We start from the raw sequence: 15,188 nt of genomic DNA, 5'->3' as shown, positions 1-15,188 counted from the left end.
AACTTTTGTGAAATTTCCCCTTTACAAACTCTGGTAACTGTACTATGATATCAGCGTTAGCACTCGAGAGAGTTGAGTGCTAACGCTGAATTTGTTTTCAAAATTTTTATATTCATAAGGAGGAACCCCAAATGAAACTCACTCCGCTTGCAGACCGCGTCATCCTGAAGATGGTGGAGGCCGAGGAGACCACCAAGGGCGGCATCATTCTCACCGGCTCCGCCAAGGAGAAGCCCTCCATCGCTGAAGTCATCTCCGTCGGCCCCGGCGGCATGGTGGACGGCAAGGAGGTCAACATGACCGTGAAGCCCGGCGACAAGGTCATCACCAGCCAGTACGCCGGCACCAAGGTCACCCTGGAGGACGTGGAGTACGTGGTCGTCCGTCAGAACGACATCCTGGCCATCGTCGAGTGATCGTCCCCGCGCAGCTTTTCGCCAAAGGCGAATCCCACTGGAATGGTTTTTGACGGCGTGTGCGCCGTCAGACCCGCCGCTCAGGCCGCAGACACGCAGGCGCAGTGCGTGCGCCGCGGCGGCCCGGCGGAAATCGAAACGGGGAGTCCGCTCCCCCTCTCAGGAAATTTATTGGAGGTAATCTATTATGTCTAAACTCATCAAGCGGGGCGACGAGGCCCGCAAGGCTCTGGAATCCGGCGTCAACCAGCTGGCCGATACCGTCAAGGTCACCCTCGGCCCCAAGGGCCGCAATGTGGTCCTGGATAAGAAATACGGCTCTCCTCTCATCACCAACGACGGCGTGACCATCGCCAAGGAAGTTGAACTGGACGATCCCTTTGAGAATATGGGCGCCCAGCTGGTGAAGGAAGTCTCCACCAAGACCAACGACGTCGCCGGCGACGGCACCACCACCGCCACCCTGCTGGCCCAGGCCATGATCCACGAGGGTCTGAAGAACCTGGCCGCCGGTGCCAACCCCATCGTTGTGAAGAAGGGCATGGCCAAGGCCGTTGAGGCCGCCGTGGCCGAGGTCAAGAAGCAGGCCAAGACCGTGGACGGCTCCAAGGATATCGCCCGTGTGGGCGCCGTGTCCTCCGGCGACGACGCCATCGGCGCCCTGATCGCCGACGCCATGGAGAAGGTCTCCGCCGACGGTGTCATCACCATCGAGGAGTCCAAGACCGCCGAGACCTATTCCGAGGTCGTGGAGGGCATGCAGTTCGACCGCGGCTATATCACCCCCTATATGGTCACCGACACTGAGAAGATGGAGGCCGTCATCGACGACGCCTATATCCTCATCACCGATAAGAAGATCTCCGTCATCGCCGACATCCTGCCCATTCTGGAAACGCTGGTCCAGTCCGGCAAGAAGCTGGTCATCGTGGCCGAGGATGTGGAGGGCGAGGCCCTGAACACCCTGATCGTCAACCGTCTGCGCGGCACTTTGAATGTGGTGTGCGTCAAGGCCCCCGGCTTCGGCGACCGCCGCAAGGAGATGCTGCAGGATATCGCCACCCTGACCGGCGGCACCGTCATCAGCGAGGAGGTCGGTCTGGAGCTCAAGACCGCCGACATCTCCATGCTGGGCCGTGCCCGTCAGGTGAAGGTCACCAAGGAGAACACCACCATCGTGGACGGCGCCGGCGATGCCGCCGCCATCAAGGACCGCGTTGCCCAGATCCGCTCCCAGATCGCCAACACCACCTCCGAGTATGACAAGGAGAAGCTGCAGGAGCGCCTGGCCAAGCTGGCCGGCGGCGTGGCCGTCATCAAGGTCGGCGCCGCTACCGAGACCGAGATGAAGGAGAAGAAGCTCCGCATCGAGGACGCTCTGAACGCCACCCGCGCCGCCGTTGAGGAAGGCGTGGTCGCCGGCGGCGGCACCATCTTTGTCAACGTCATCCCCGCCGTGGAGGCCCTGCTGGACACTGTGGAGGGCGATGAAAAGACCGGCGTCCGCATCGTTGCCAAGGCTCTGGAGGCCCCCATCCGTCAGATCGCCGCCAACGCCGGCCTGGACGGCTCCGTGATCCTGGAGAAGGTTCGCACCTCCGGCAAGAACGGCTACGGCTTTGACGCCTATAAGGAGGAGTACTGCGACATGGTGTCCGCCGGCATCATCGATCCCGCCAAGGTGACCCGCTCCGCTCTGGAGAACGCCGCCTCCGTCAGCTCCATGGTCCTGACCACCGAGTCCCTGGTCGCCGACAAGCCCGAGCCCCCCGCTCCCGCCCCCGCCGCTCCCGACATGGGCGGCATGTATTGATCCGCTGATCCGCGAGAAGGGGGAGGCACTGCCTCCCCCTCTCTTTTATAACTCAAAAAGTTTTTTAAATTTTTCAGGACAAGGACTTGACAAAATAGGGCAATCTCTGGTATATTAATTCGTGCCCGTCATGGGTGTTTGATTTGGCGGCATAGCTCAGTTGGCTAGAGCATGCGGTTCATACCCGCAGTGTCCCCGGTTCAAATCCAGGTGCCGCTACCAGATGTTTCTTGAAGCGCCGCAGGGCGCTTCAAGAAACATGAAACTGTGGCCCGTTGGTCAAGTGGTTAAGACACGGCCCTTTCACGGCTGTAACATGGGTTCGAATCCCGTACGGGTCACCATCCCATAAGGTGTCGTGAGGCGCGGCGCCTTATGGGCCCCAAAAATCGCATATCCGTTATGGAGGCTTAGCTCAGCTGGTTAGAGCGCCTGCTTCACACGCAGGAGGTCACTGGTTCGAGTCCAGTAGTCTCCACCAAAAAGTTCCTGATTTTGCAAGAAATCAGGAACTTTTATTTGTTTTATGCTTCTAAAAATTTTCTCCGAAACTTGGCTTTTGCGCCGACCAATACACTGACCAATACGGCGAAAGCACCCTATAGGGCAAGGCAGCACTGGGCAGGATTTCCCGTCTAGTTTTCCTTGCATTTACTGCTGGGCCGATAATACTTCAGTTAGTGCCGACACATTCTTTTTCGAGCAGAAAAAATCCCGGAGGTTCATCTCCCCCGGGATTTTTCTTTACTTCACATATGATACATCACTAATAATTTGCTCACATTCTGCAAAAGCCGATGGTGGCTCTATTTTGGCCGGAAATCCTAAAACATCTAAATTTGGGATATCTTGTTTTGCATCAACGAGAAGTGCATCAACCTCATATAAAGAATATATTTTTTGAATCTCAGCAATATCCATGTTGACCTCCTAATGTGCTATTGCCTACAAAGGCTGATAAAAGCTTTCCCATTTTGGTTTTCTATTATTTTCACCGCAGCAGTTGCAGCAAATGTATGCACATAGCAATGGTGTACACTTAACACCGCGTCTTGCAAGCATTGGTCTTCTTCCAAATCTATTATATGCAACCCAATACCTTTACAAAACGCTGCATCGAAGTGTCTTGCATGTACTTTTGAGTCAACATGTTCATTTAGTGAATTGCAGACTCTTTCAATCGTCTTGTCCCCTGCACCTTCTAACATTCCGGATGTCAGCCATTCCTTAAGCAATGTGTCAGATAAAGCGATTGCATCTGATGCCATTTTTACATATGCCGCGGGATATTTAGACAAGAGCAATCTCCAGTAATTAAAATTTCCATTACCAGCAGCCAAGTCTGCTTTTGCGTCCTCAAACTCACTCTGAATGCTATATGCTGGTATGCCATTCAACTGCGGATCGATAGGTCCAAGGCTCGACTGTTTTCCCATTACTATTTCTTTCGCCGAACAAGCAATCATTGTGCCAGCAGACATAGCTAACTGAGGCACAATTACTCGTATGTCTTTCCCAAATTTGCTACGTAGATATTTGACGATGGCTTCTGCAGCCATGGGAGATCCACCTGGAGTATGCAGGATCAAATCAAGGCTCTTTGAGCAGTCCAATCCTCGAACAGTATTCATAAAACCGTTCATATCATTATCATTAATATCTGTATTCTCAACTTGTCTTGTTAACCAGGAAGAGTAATATGCAATAGTATTTCTCCCAGTTAATTCTGACAAGCGTCTCAAATAAGAATGGCGCGTCTCATCTACTGCATTTTTTAAAGGGCTGTTTTTTATTTCATTTAAAATATCATCCCAACCAGCCAAAATACCACCCCTTATTTGTAAGCCTCTCCACAAATGGTTGCATAACATTATGCAACTATTTGTAATCATAATTGCATTATAGTCGCACTAACTCAAATCCGTCAATAGCAAGGTGGATTTTCCATCACTTTTACTGTAGGTTTTCCATCGCTTTTACTTGCTGGTAAAAAACATCTTCTTTCTACATGACCCCACCAATCACATCTCCCATGGTATCCGCTGCCTCGCGCATCATTTCCGGCGTGGCGTGGGTGTAGGTGCTCAGGGTGAATCCCGCCGAGTAGTGGCCCAGGGTGCTGGACAGGGTCTTGACATCCACGCCGTTCTTCAGAGATAACGTTGCGAAGGTATGTCTAAGATCATGGAACCGAATGTGCTCCGCGCCGATGGTTTTAAGGATCTTCTCATGGGTGTGCCGGAAGGAATCCGGGTCGAACATTCCTCCTGTCTTGGGCGACGGAAACATATACGGATTCCCCGGATGCTTCTTGTGCTCCTCTACCATTAAGTCCACCGCCTGCTGTGAAACGGGCAGGACACGGACGGAGTTCTGTGTTTTCGGCAGGCTCACTACCAGTTCTCTTTTGATGCGGTTTACCTGCTTCGTGATGGAGATCGTCCTGTTCTCCACATCCAAGTCCGTCCAGAGGAGGGCAAGGAGCTCTCCCCGCCGCAGGCCGGTGGTCAGTTCCAGATAGAAGGGTGCCAGCAGGCCGCGCTTCTCCGCTTCCATTAGGTAGGGCTTGATCTTATCTTCCGGCAGGACCTTCATCTCCCGCTTCTCCATCTTTGGCAGCTTGCAGCCCCTTGCAGGATTCACTAGAATCAGCCGCTCCGCCACCGCCTGTTCCAGGCAGTTGTTCAGCAGCGTGTGGATGCCGTGGACTACTCTGACGCTCAGGCCCTTGTTTTTCAGCTCGATGTGCTTGTATCGCTGCACCCGGCCATTCTTCTGGAGATTGTTGTAGAATTGCTGGATTTGAATGGTAGTCAGCTTATCTAGCTTAATATCGCCCAGCTCGGGGATAATGTGCTTGTCGATGTAGTTCAGGTAGTAGTCCTTGGTTTTCTCCCGAAGCCTGGGTTCGGCGTAGACCTCGTACCACATCTTCACCCAGCTTTTTACCGTGTGGGTGCCACTGCGGTTCATGTCCAGCCGCTGGCTATCCGCGATTGCTTTCTTTAGCTTCTCCTTGACCTCTGCCTGGGTCTTGCCCAGCACGTTCTTGAGCTTCTGCTTGCCGGTCTCCGGGTCATAGGCCGCCGTGTAGAAGCCCTCCCACCGGCCATCTTTCCGTTTGCGGATACTGCCCTCGCCATTGGCGCGTTTTTTTGCCATTATTCCTCACCTCTCCTTTCCCAGCTTTCACAGGCCTGCCGCTCGTCTTCCGCTTCGAAGCTGTATGGCGGCTGATCTGCCAGCAACTCTTGCTGGATGCCCTGGGCCAGACGGTAGCCGGACATGAAGCTGTTCAGGCAGGCTTCGTCCCGCAGTTCATCTTCCATGTCCGCTATCCGCAGGAGCAGTTTTTTCTCTGGCTTATTCAGTAACCGAGCAAGCTGGCTGTGTGTCCTTTTGATTTTTCTGTCCATGTATTCCATCTTTCGGGATGGGGTCTCGAACCTGTGGTACAAGGCTTTCATATAATCGCGCATCGTGTGCCACCTCCTGTCAGCGACACACAATACCATCCCCTGACCTTAATAGCCATCCCAACCGGGGAGAGTTATCAATTTGTTATCAATTTCGGATTGAACTGCTATGGGCCGCATCCGATTTTGGATGCGCCCCATCTATGGCGCTCTTATGCGTAGGGATTATGCGCTGCCGGATTGCCTACAAACAAGTAGCAGAATGCTCTGCCGTTATCGATGGTAACGCCGACGCCGACGGTATCGCAGTTTGGGTCAATCATCGTTGCCAGATGGCCGGGGGAGTTCTCCCAGTTCGCCACAGCCTTTTCGGAAATCCTTTCGGGAGCTGCAGCGGTGAACACCGTCAGATTGGAACCGAAGCCATGGGGATACCCAGATGCCGCCACAGTCTCACATTCCGCCCGGTTATTATGCTGAGTGTACAGGCGGGCAGAACATTTCTGCGCCGCATCCATGAGGGACTGATTGACTGTCAGTTCCGGAACACCGTGCTTCTTCCGTACCTCGTTGATGCACCGGATCATTTCCTCCCGAATCTCCATATCTGTCGGCTGAGAGTTGACTTCCTGCACCGGGGCGACTCCGGTATACGGCGCGTCTGTGTCAATTTGCACGCCGTCACTCCAGTACACATTGAACCCCACCTGCTGACCGATGTCCCTAAGCCGCACGAAATTGTTCCCCGCAATGTTGTAGGCCGTCATGGAGACCTGCCGGCCATCCACATAGATTTTCTGCCACGTAGGTTCTGCCACGATTCCCGCTGCGGCTTCGCTTACTAGGGCTGCGCCGATAACCATGCCCATCACCATGGCCGTGATGTTTCTCTTATCATGCTTCATGCTGATGCTCCTCTCTGTTTTGTAACACAAAGCAATACCACAACCAGAGGACAAAAGCTATATGATTTTGCGAAAGTGGTCTGTGATAAAACGTAGGCATTACCTCCGGGCGAGAGTTTCAGCGTTCAACGACAGACGCAAAACCATCACTTTCCCCCAACATTCTGATCCACCCATTCCTTGAGCTTGTCCTTCGGAATCACGATGCGGGTGCCGATCTTCAGTGCCGGGAAGCCCTCAGTGCGGACCAGTTCGTATGCTCCGGCGCGGGAGATGCCCAACGCTGCCGCCATCTCCAGGACCGAGAGCGTCAGCGGTAGTTCCTCATAGGATCTGAACGTTACTTTTTTCATGTAGTATCCTTTCTCCCCCGCTTCGGGAGGGGCTTTTATTTGTTATCCTTCGTTTTGTTTATCTACTTCCCCACCATCTGGTGGAGGGGAGTATCCGCAGGAGCTGCGGTCAGTCCATGTAGGGTTTCAGAAATATCTTTGAATCCGCAAAAGATTTTTCCTGTTTCGTGGAATCTTATGGTATAATTGGTCCATCACCATGACGGAGGTGTTTCTGTGAGCCGATACGACGATGCTGTGAAGAAGTGGCAGGAGTGGGAAATCCGAACCACGGCAGACCTGAACCTGCGGCTGGACAGCTTCCGCATCCTGTTCGCCTACAACTCCGGTAAAATTGAAAATGATGAGATCAATTATCACGATACCCGCGAGATTTTTGAGAACGGGAAGGTCGTCGGCTACACCGGAAGCACCCGCACGCTGTTTGAACAGCAGAACCAGAAGACCTGTTACGAGCTTTTGCAGGACAAGATCATTTCGAGAGAACCTCTCTCCATTGACCTGATCCGTACCGTTCACCGCGCTCTGACAGAAGGGACCTACGACGAGCGCCGCTACATCGTGAACGGTGAGCGCCCCGGTGACTTCTAGAGGCATGACTATGTCACCGGCAGAAACGAGGTGGGCTCTCCGCCCGATGAGGTCGAAGATGACCTTGCCGAGCTGATCGACGAGATCAACACCATCGGGCAGAAGGCTCCTCTGAGGGCCGGAGCATATTTCCATGCCCGCTTTGAAAATATTCATCCCTTTGCCGACGGCAACGGGCGTGTTGGCCGGACGCTGCTGAACTACTGGCTGATGATCAACGACTATCCGCCCATGATCATCTACGAGGAAGACCGCCGCGCCTACTACGATGCCTTGCAGGCTTATGATGAGCAGGAGAACTTAGACCTGCTGACTAAATTCTTCGAAGAGCAGACGGTCAAGACCTGGACACGGTCTATGGAGCCGAGCGACAGCGATGCTCCAAAGCGCAAGGGCCTCGGCTTTTTCATGCTGTGATTTATCTGCACCCCGCCGAATCGTCGGCGGGGTGCTTTCGCCATTCTGCGCGCCGGCTATTTTGCAATCCACTATCTCATGGTCATATTCCAGCCACCGTACTGCTGTTCCTCGTGGTCATTCTCCTTGTGGCCGTGGGCGAGGCGTTTCTCCCGTAGCTCTTGACGCCGCTTGCGGTCAACGTGGATGAGTCCTGTGCCGCTCTGCGGCAGGGAGTTGTCCTGAAAGATATTTGCCATGTGGTGGAGCAGCCTCGTCACCGCCAGGAACACCTCCGGCGCTGTCGAAGCACTTTGCCTTTCCAGGAGGCACTGTGCGTAGCTGTGTCCCTGCTCCGCCGCCCGAGTCAGCCATTGGATACCTTCCTCCTTGTCACGGTCAATGACCTTTCCTTGGAGCAGCAGCTTTCCCAGCAGATACTGCGCATGGGAATTTCCAGCCTGGGCGGAGGTGTAGATGTGGTCCATGGCTTTACGGGTATCCCTTCTTACCGATTCGCCCTTCAGATATTCCTTACCCAGACGGTAGGATGCATAGTGGCTTCCGTTGTAGGCGGCGTGTTCCAGCCACTGGATTCCAAGCTCGGAATCATGGACGCTGGCATCATCAGAGAGCAGTAGTTTTCCCATGGCATACTGGGCGGGAGCGTAACCGCTGGTGGATGCCTTGTGGAACCAGTTCATGGCCGCTTCGCTGTCTGGTATCACAAGGCTGCCATCCAGATACAGCTTTCCCATGAAGTACTGCGCATGGACATCGCCACTCTCTGCCAGCTCCCGCATACTCTCCACGGCGTCATCCCGCTCCGCCAGCGGTAAGTATTCATCCTGAACATCCACGCGAAGTGTCCAGAAGTCCCAGGACACATCTTCATCTTTGTCCACCTCATCGATCTGGCACTGATCCAGGGCTTCGTCCTCAAAGGTGATTTCTCCCAGGCGGATGGTCTCCGCCTCCTGGATGACCACGTTTTTGATCTGGCGGAATTCCTTCTGCCGTGACAGCGGCGGGCGGTGCCGCTCCTTCTCAGAATAAAAATCTTCCACCTGACTTTGCAGTTGCCACCACTTTTCGTAGCACTCGGCCACGGTCGGGAGCTGCTCCATCTGGTCCACGATCTCATCCACCAGCGCCTTCTGCTTCTTCGGAAGGTAGCCATAGGACTTCTTCCCCTTGACTGTTTCCAGCTGAAGAGCCAGCTCCTGCATGAGCCGCTCCGCCTCCGGGTGGTCGCAGATTCTGGTTCGCATCTGCTGGACCAACTCACGCATGGCTTGCCGTGCTTCCCGCACCAGCTCGTCACGGGAGACCGTTTTCTGCTCATAGAGGTGTAGCATTTCTTGCTGGAAAATATCGTTGGTGAGCTTGGATTTGATTTGGCGGATGCCGTCCGTGGAAAGATAGGCTTGGCCGGGTTTTACGGACCATGCCATCATGTGCACATGGGGATGGTCGCCCTCGTCATGGAAGGCTGCGTACCAACGGAAGTCCTGGGGCGGGATATTCATAGCGGCGGCAATATCGTTGCGGTGGGCGCGGAGAAGATTCCTCCACACCCCGGCATTGTCGTAGCCCAGCCGCTCCGCATCCTCCCGCTTCAGGGAGATGATATGCGTCCACACGTTACCTGTGTAGTTCTCCAGCTCAGCCATGGCCTTGTCCAGCTCCACGCCATCCGTGTCACCGAAGAGACCGTGGGAGCCGAGCCGCTCCGCTCTCGGCCGCGTTGCAATGTACTGCATGTAGCCATCCGATTTCTGAACGTCGCTCCAGTTTTCCTCCAACGCCTGAGAGATGAACGCCGAGGCGTTGGCCTTGGTGGGGTGCTCCTGGTAGTCACCGTACTCATCCAGCTCCCTTGCGGCAGGAAAATCCTTCATCAGTTTTACGATAAGCTGTTCCTGCTTTCTTGTTGGTGGACGGTCATTCTGGATCAACTCGACCCGCTCACGGGTGGCGATGTACTGCATGTAGCCGCCTGCCGAGTTACCGCCTCCGCATTTGATGTACGGACTTTTGACGATCAGCCTTGCCATCCGTCATCATCCTTCACGGATTCCCGCACCCGTTTTTCGAACGAGATGCGGCCATTGGTCTGCTTCACATTTCGGACGCTTTCCGCGCGACGTCGGCGCAAATCCTCCTCGCTGAACTGAAAGCTGTCCGCAATAATCCCCGATAGCATATCCAATTCCACCGCCTGTTTGTAGGCCAGCGACGCCAAGTGGTTTTCCATTTGCCCCACCCGCCCATCCAGATAGGACTGGATGGAGGTTGGAAGAAACAGCCCAGCTTCATTGGCGCTGAGATAGTCCAGGTAGAAATCGATGGCCCGCTCAATGAATCCGGTGATGCTGCGGCTGCCGTCCTCCTGATATCGTCGCTCCAAGCGTGCCTTTTTCTCAGGGGTGAGATAGAGGGCAAATTTTTCTTTTTTGCTCAAAATAGCTTCCTTTCCGGGGTATGACCCCCATTTTTCCCTTGTGGTTGTAGGCCTTCAGGGATAACGACCGCAGAAGTGATATCACACCTTCGATTTTGACCCCACTTTGGAACTCCCCGAAAACCTCCGTAACTGCCCGCACTTCGGGCAGAAGTGACCGAACAGGGCGTCGCGCTTGACGCCCGTTCTTTATCCTGCTTCACGTCGTCGCCAGCTCCACATCCCTCGTTTCCGCCCCAAATGGGCGAAAACTCGCTCATTTCGCTGCTCCTCCTTTTCCCACCGAACCCGCTTCGCTGGGCTTCGGCGGGAGCCCTATATGGTCCTCGTAGGCCCCTTCAAAACCGGCCCAAATCTGCTCGAATAGGGCTGGCCGGTGTCTGTTCTCGCTGCTCCCGGCAAAGTCGCACACAGCGGCTCACAGAGCCAAACAGGGCGGAAGTCGCGTGCCTCATCCAGTTCTCGCTTTCGAGGATACTAACCTGGCAGCAGGACTTTTTCTTGTTACTCTTCGTCTTGTTCATATACTTCCTCACCATCTGATGTGGGGCTTTCCCTTCATGCGCTGTGATCTGCGGCTGGAAGCTCAGGCAGCGGCAGGATGTAGTAGTGGTTGTTCCCCTGAAGCCACTTGCCGCTTTTCACACACCGCGAGGTCTTGACCTTGCTGATGAACCCTCGGTCAACCAACAGACTGACCGCGTCCCGCGCTGCGTTTTCAGAGCAGCCGCAGTGGAGGGCGATGGTCTTCATGCTGGGCCAGCATACATCCTTCTGCCCCGCGCAGCAGACCAGATAACTGTACACAGCCAAGGGAATAGGCTTCAGGTCATAGCAGAAAATAGTGTTGCTCATTTGATAAAATCGTTCACCAAGGACAGGCATACGGAACCTCCTGATTTTGAAATTCAGAGATAAATTTTTCTTGCGTTCCGAGAGCCTCCCTGTTAAACTGTTCGCAGATGGAGTCTGCGTTTTTCGGAACGCGGCGTGCCGCCGGACTGTTGCAGCAGTTTCGGCGGCTTTCCTTTTTGATAGGGGCGTCGAGATATTTGTTGGCCTGAGTACAGATGAATATCATCACCATTCATAAAAATTTTGTCAGCCACACGCCATACACCTTCCTGCCCTGTGATCTTTTCTGACCTCCACGGCGTTTTCTTCCCCGTTGGTACGCTCTCACATCGTCGCCGCAAACTTTGTATCACTCGTTTCCGGATTCATCCGAAAACTTGCTCACGCCGTTGCGGCTCCTCTTTCCCACAAAGTCTTCGACTTTGCGGGAGCCCTGATGATGTAGTCCTGGCGATACTTCTCCCGGTGAGTATGAACTTTGGCTGTGGGTATTCAGTTGTCGAGGTACATCGAACGGCCAATAGAATCTGCTTGACATTTGGCCCTGTATATTTTAGACTTATTTTTAATATCACAGTTTTATTGGTCGCCGTATTCTGAGTCTAACACGATAGGTCGCCTCTTGTCAAGACCCATTGTTTTATTAAAAAATAGTAAGTCTAATTTGAGGGAGAGTTTTTTCATGCCCGAGTATATGTTTAAGACCTATATCGCTAACGGCAGGGAATATTTTATTTACAGCGATGATGTTTCTGATGCCCGCTTTACACAAAAAATAGACTTTCCGTTTTCAGAAAGTCTTTTTTCCCTGCTCGACCTGGACATCTGGAAATGGGAACCCCAAATCAAGAAGATCGACCGTGCGCTCTTAGAGTTGTACAGGACCCGCGACGCCAGATACACCGAAGATGTATTCTTTACCTTGCAGAGCTTATCCGATGTGCATATATTCTTTAAGCTGCTGTTCCTGGATTGGTCCAAGAGACTGAACGAGGCAGAGAAGGATAACTTCGCTCATGCATCTGACATGCTGCCCCACAAGGCCATTGCGCATATCCCCAGCAATATTGATTACGCGCAGAAGCAGATCAAGGATCTGCTGGAGCGTGTGTTGGACATGGATGCCAGCAAACGTTCTGTTTCCAGCAGGCTCTATGACTATTACAAGGACCCTTATCACGTAGACCCACGTCCTTTTGACTTCCAACCGCTGACAGTATCTTTTGAGATGATCGACCGAAACGCCTATGCGGAAGTCCTTTATCCGAAGAGCATCTATGACTTGATCGATTACTATCTGCGGGAGTGGGTCAGGCGGGAACAGAAGATGCGGGTCTGCAAAAATTGCGGGAAGTATTTTGCGATCACTGGGCGAACCAACGCTGAATACTGTGACCGTGTGTTTGACTCGAAGGGGCGCACCTGCAAGGATGTCGGCGCCATTGCGAAGTGGACACGGGAAAAAGATACGGACGATGTCTTCAAGGCATACCGCCGGGAATATAAAAAACGATTTGCCTGGACGAAGTCCGGGAAGATTTTGCCGGAGGAACTATACGCCTGGGGTGAACGCGCCAGAGAAAAGAAGGCCGAGTGTGATAGCGGTAAGATATCCTTGGAAGAGTATGTTACCTGGTTGAAAGATTCCTGATTAAACAAACATAGTATAGCTCAAATTATCAGGCTACGCTGTGCTTTATCTGTAAGGAAGCCGTGCTAATGGGCAATAAAAAGGTGCAGCCCTGCGGCATTCACGCAGTACTGCACCCGGAGAAAAGAAACTGATTAAATTCTAATAATGACTGTTCAGTAATATTTGTATATGGTATCCGCAAAGCAGACAATCAAATTGCACTGGCTACATCCAGTACTGCTTTTACGCTCTGCTTTACAAACTGCAGTACCTGCTGCACCGTCTCTACATTTTCCATAACACCGGCTGCCTGGAGATCCCGGATAGTTCCCTTTTGGAGGTCAAGCCCTACCCGGATGTAATCTGTATGGGCAGCATCGACGCGAATGGAATTTTCAATGCCGACCTGATGTAGGCTGAAAAACTGGTTGGGGGCCAGCGCCTTGACACGCTCGAACACCTCATAGCCATCGAAGCCTGCCGCTTCTGCCAGCTTCAGCAGAGGCTGCTCCAAAGCGTAGATGACCACATCTGCCGCCTGCTCACACTGGTGGTCACGGCCATATTTCCGCATCGGCCTGCACAGTGTCAGCAGGGTCAGCCCGCCGCCAACCACCTGACCATTATTTTCTGCCGCTACACGCGATGCAAACGAAATGCCAAAATCCAGCATGGCAGAAATCTGCTGCCATGTATCCTCCGTGCACCCTACCTGCGCACCACGCTCCAAAAGTGCGTTCAGCATGATCAAAGCAGTCTTGACGCCCTGTTCCGGCACATCAGCTTGGCTGAGGGCAGCCGCTGCCCGGGCCATGCTTGCATCCTCAAAGGAGGCTTCCTTTAAAATCTCCGCAAAAGAAGCTGTAGATACATAGCTTCCGTCTTTGCTTCGATATTGGATGGTTTTTCCTGTGCCGTATGTGGCTGCCGCTGCATAGCTCAACGCTGCAACGCCATTGCGAAGTACCTCACAAGGTACTACCGGTTTCTTCATTCTGTTCTGCATATTATTATGATGCGGTCTGTTTATGCGCAAACCGCCGTCTCCTTTCCAGCTTATAATGTTACATTCGTCCGGCGCAGCTGCTCGTGGATCTCATCAATATCCAGTTCCAGCGGCTTTTTGTTCTGCGCCACGCACATCGACGCAACAATTCCCATGGCATGGCCCATATTCATCACGATGGGCATGACACGATAGCTGGAATGCGCTTTGTGGGTGCCGGAGATATTTCTGCCGTTCAGTAGCAGACCTTCGATCTTTCTGGGAATGAAGCAGCGCAGGGGAATGGTGTAGGGCTCTGGCTGCTTGAACGTCTTGTATTCGGCAATCGCGTCCAGTCCGGCGCCTTCCACATTGTGCAGATCGAAGAAGAAGTTGGACTTGGTGACCACCCAGTCATCGAATACTCGGGCCTGAGAGATATCGTCTTCGTTCAACTGATACTGTGCCTCAAACCGGCGGGTCTCGCGGACGCCGATGACATCCGCGCTGTCGATCAGGTAGCAGCCCTCATAGCCCGGAACATTGCGCTGCAGGAATTCGATAATCTCAGGGATCTGATTTCTGCAAATGTACTCCGCATGGTTCAGGTCCCGCACGTTCGTACCGTCCATATCAATGGCGTTAGTCATATTGATGGTGACAACACCGGGAATGGAGGAGGGATAGAGCAGGATATGTCCCGCAGGCTTCGGAAGCTTTTCACGCCCCAGCGTCTGCAAGTCGCCCTCAGGGAGCTGGACGGTATCCTCCATGCCCCAGAAGAACATGGCACGGTCCATGTCCACGCCAGCCACCTTGAACATAATGGTCATCGGCTGCATGCCGCCGTCATCCCGCCCCTTTTCAAAGGGCGCTCCGGCTCTTGCCGCCACATCACCATCGCCGGTGGAGTCGATCAGCATCTTGCAGGTAATGGCCTCTCTGCCGGACTTGCTCTCCGTGATCACACCAGCAACACGATTCCCGTCCATGATGACATCGCTGAAAGCCGTGTAAAGCTGAACGTCGACTCCGGCCTTATACAGCATATCCAGCATCAGGATGCGGAGCTTTTCCGGGTTGATGACCTGCTCACTCTCGCAGTCCCGGGCCTTTTCCCGCAGTTCCGCAAAGCAGCCGCCCTCCTGCCTGCCGGTCCAGTGGCTCATAATGCCGCTGGTGGCAACACCGCCGATGGCGCCATACTGCTCGATCAGCATGACTTTGCTGCCTGTCCGAGCCGCATAGAGCGCAGCACCGAAACCGGCAGGGCCGCCGCCGACGACCAGGACATCTGTCTCCGCTACCACAGGAATCTGTCTGCTAGGTTCAGTTACGTAATTCATATTGCTTACCCTCAT

The 15,188-nt window shown here is 53.5% G+C and carries 17 protein-coding genes and 3 tRNA genes; 8 read left to right on the top strand and 12 right to left on the bottom strand.

The genetic code is table 11. The annotated features are described in order from the left end of the window. Positions 1 to 131 precede the first annotated feature (131 nt). The 5 genes from Q0Z71_RS00830 (at position 132) to Q0Z71_RS00810 (ending at position 2,710) form a co-directional block, all read left to right on the top strand. Positions 132 to 416: a co-chaperone GroES gene (locus tag Q0Z71_RS00830; RefSeq protein WP_298016781.1), complete on the top strand. Its 285-nt coding sequence runs from the start codon at positions 132 to 134 to the stop codon at positions 414 to 416. Positions 417 to 603: 187 nt separating this feature from the next. Then, positions 604 to 2,229 carry a chaperonin GroEL gene (gene groL / locus Q0Z71_RS00825; protein ID WP_298016779.1) on the top strand — a complete coding sequence of 542 codons (1,626 nt, stop codon included), beginning with the start codon at positions 604 to 606 and terminating at the stop codon, positions 2,227 to 2,229. A gap of 145 nt (positions 2,230 to 2,374) precedes the next feature. After that, positions 2,375 to 2,451, top strand: a tRNA-Met gene (locus tag Q0Z71_RS00820). 47 nt (positions 2,452 to 2,498) lie between these two features. Continuing rightward, a tRNA-Glu gene (locus Q0Z71_RS00815) sits at positions 2,499 to 2,573 on the top strand. A 60-nt stretch (positions 2,574 to 2,633) separates the two neighbouring features. Then, positions 2,634 to 2,710, top strand: a tRNA-Val gene (locus Q0Z71_RS00810). Positions 2,711 to 2,973: 263 nt separating this feature from the next. Here the strand turns inward: Q0Z71_RS00810 and Q0Z71_RS00805 are convergent. The 6 genes from Q0Z71_RS00805 to Q0Z71_RS00780 all read right to left on the bottom strand — a co-directional run bounded on the left by Q0Z71_RS00805 (position 2,974) and on the right by Q0Z71_RS00780 (position 6,903). Then, positions 2,974 to 3,150, bottom strand: coding sequence for a hypothetical protein (locus tag Q0Z71_RS00805; protein WP_298016776.1), 177 nt, complete (start codon positions 3,148 to 3,150; stop codon positions 2,974 to 2,976). A gap of 17 nt (positions 3,151 to 3,167) precedes the next feature. After that, entirely contained in the window at positions 3,168 to 4,052 is an 885-nt protein-coding gene (locus Q0Z71_RS00800; protein WP_298016774.1) for an SDH family Clp fold serine proteinase, read from the bottom strand. A gap of 181 nt (positions 4,053 to 4,233) precedes the next feature. After that, a complete protein-coding gene (locus Q0Z71_RS00795; RefSeq protein ID WP_298016771.1) occupies positions 4,234 to 5,391 on the bottom strand; it encodes a site-specific integrase in 1,158 nt (385 codons plus the stop codon). After that, positions 5,391 to 5,708, bottom strand: coding sequence for a DUF6809 family protein (locus tag Q0Z71_RS00790; RefSeq protein ID WP_298016769.1), 318 nt, complete (start codon positions 5,706 to 5,708; stop codon positions 5,391 to 5,393). Before Q0Z71_RS00790 ends, Q0Z71_RS00795 begins: the two co-directional genes overlap by 1 nt. 149 nt (positions 5,709 to 5,857) lie before the next feature. After that, complete coding sequence (locus Q0Z71_RS00785) at positions 5,858 to 6,550, bottom strand: CAP domain-containing protein (protein WP_298016767.1); 693 nt, start codon at positions 6,548 to 6,550, stop codon at positions 5,858 to 5,860. 146 nt (positions 6,551 to 6,696) lie between these two features. Beyond that, positions 6,697 to 6,903: a helix-turn-helix domain-containing protein gene (locus tag Q0Z71_RS00780; protein ID WP_298016765.1), complete on the bottom strand. Its 207-nt coding sequence runs from the start codon at positions 6,901 to 6,903 to the stop codon at positions 6,697 to 6,699. 216 nt (positions 6,904 to 7,119) lie between these two features. Between Q0Z71_RS00780 and Q0Z71_RS00775 the strand changes: the two genes are divergently transcribed. Continuing rightward, entirely contained in the window at positions 7,120 to 7,494 is a 375-nt protein-coding gene (locus Q0Z71_RS00775) for a hypothetical protein (protein ID WP_298016763.1), read from the top strand. 30 nt (positions 7,495 to 7,524) lie between these two features. Beyond that, positions 7,525 to 7,911 carry a Fic family protein gene (locus tag Q0Z71_RS00770; RefSeq protein WP_298016761.1) on the top strand — a complete coding sequence of 129 codons (387 nt, stop codon included), beginning with the start codon at positions 7,525 to 7,527 and terminating at the stop codon, positions 7,909 to 7,911. Positions 7,912 to 7,982: 71 nt separating this feature from the next. Here Q0Z71_RS00770 and mobP3 read toward each other — a convergent pair whose 3' ends face one another. The 4 genes from mobP3 to Q0Z71_RS00750 form a co-directional block, all read right to left on the bottom strand. Further along, the gene (gene mobP3 / locus Q0Z71_RS00765; RefSeq protein ID WP_298016758.1) at positions 7,983 to 9,947 is read right to left on the bottom strand and encodes a MobP3 family relaxase; all 1,965 of its coding nucleotides are present in this window, start codon (positions 9,945 to 9,947) and stop codon (positions 7,983 to 7,985) included. Next, positions 9,935 to 10,354 carry a hypothetical protein gene (locus Q0Z71_RS00760; protein ID WP_298016756.1) on the bottom strand — a complete coding sequence of 140 codons (420 nt, stop codon included), beginning with the start codon at positions 10,352 to 10,354 and terminating at the stop codon, positions 9,935 to 9,937. The genes mobP3 and Q0Z71_RS00760 overlap by 13 nt, the downstream gene beginning before the upstream one ends. 558 nt (positions 10,355 to 10,912) lie before the next feature. Then, positions 10,913 to 11,239: a helix-turn-helix domain-containing protein gene (locus Q0Z71_RS00755; protein WP_298016754.1), complete on the bottom strand. Its 327-nt coding sequence runs from the start codon at positions 11,237 to 11,239 to the stop codon at positions 10,913 to 10,915. A 62-nt stretch (positions 11,240 to 11,301) separates the two neighbouring features. Continuing rightward, on the bottom strand, positions 11,302 to 11,463 hold the full coding sequence (locus Q0Z71_RS00750; RefSeq protein WP_298016752.1) for a hypothetical protein: 162 nt from the start codon (positions 11,461 to 11,463) through the stop codon (positions 11,302 to 11,304). Positions 11,464 to 11,891: 428 nt separating this feature from the next. On the opposite strand from Q0Z71_RS00750, the gene Q0Z71_RS00745 reads away from it, so the two are divergent. Beyond that, positions 11,892 to 12,860: a DUF6076 domain-containing protein gene (locus Q0Z71_RS00745; RefSeq protein WP_298016750.1), complete on the top strand. Its 969-nt coding sequence runs from the start codon at positions 11,892 to 11,894 to the stop codon at positions 12,858 to 12,860. Positions 12,861 to 13,053: 193 nt separating this feature from the next. On the opposite strand, the gene Q0Z71_RS00740 is transcribed toward Q0Z71_RS00745, so the two are convergent. Together Q0Z71_RS00740 and Q0Z71_RS00735 are read right to left on the bottom strand one after the other, a co-directional pair. After that, the gene (locus Q0Z71_RS00740) at positions 13,054 to 13,878 is read right to left on the bottom strand and encodes a TCP-1/cpn60 chaperonin family protein (protein ID WP_298016748.1); all 825 of its coding nucleotides are present in this window, start codon (positions 13,876 to 13,878) and stop codon (positions 13,054 to 13,056) included. 20 nt (positions 13,879 to 13,898) lie between these two features. Further along, positions 13,899 to 15,173 (bottom strand): FAD-dependent oxidoreductase, encoded by a 1,275-nt coding sequence (locus Q0Z71_RS00735; RefSeq protein ID WP_298016745.1) that lies wholly within the window; start codon positions 15,171 to 15,173, stop codon positions 13,899 to 13,901. Positions 15,174 to 15,188: the final 15 nt, after the last annotated feature.

The organism is uncultured Dysosmobacter sp. (genome assembly GCF_947631635.1).
GTDB lineage: Bacteria > Bacillota > Clostridia > Oscillospirales > Oscillospiraceae > Oscillibacter.
The sequence above is the reverse complement of the archived record's forward strand: the minus strand, read 5'-3'. Positions and strand labels throughout refer to the sequence as shown.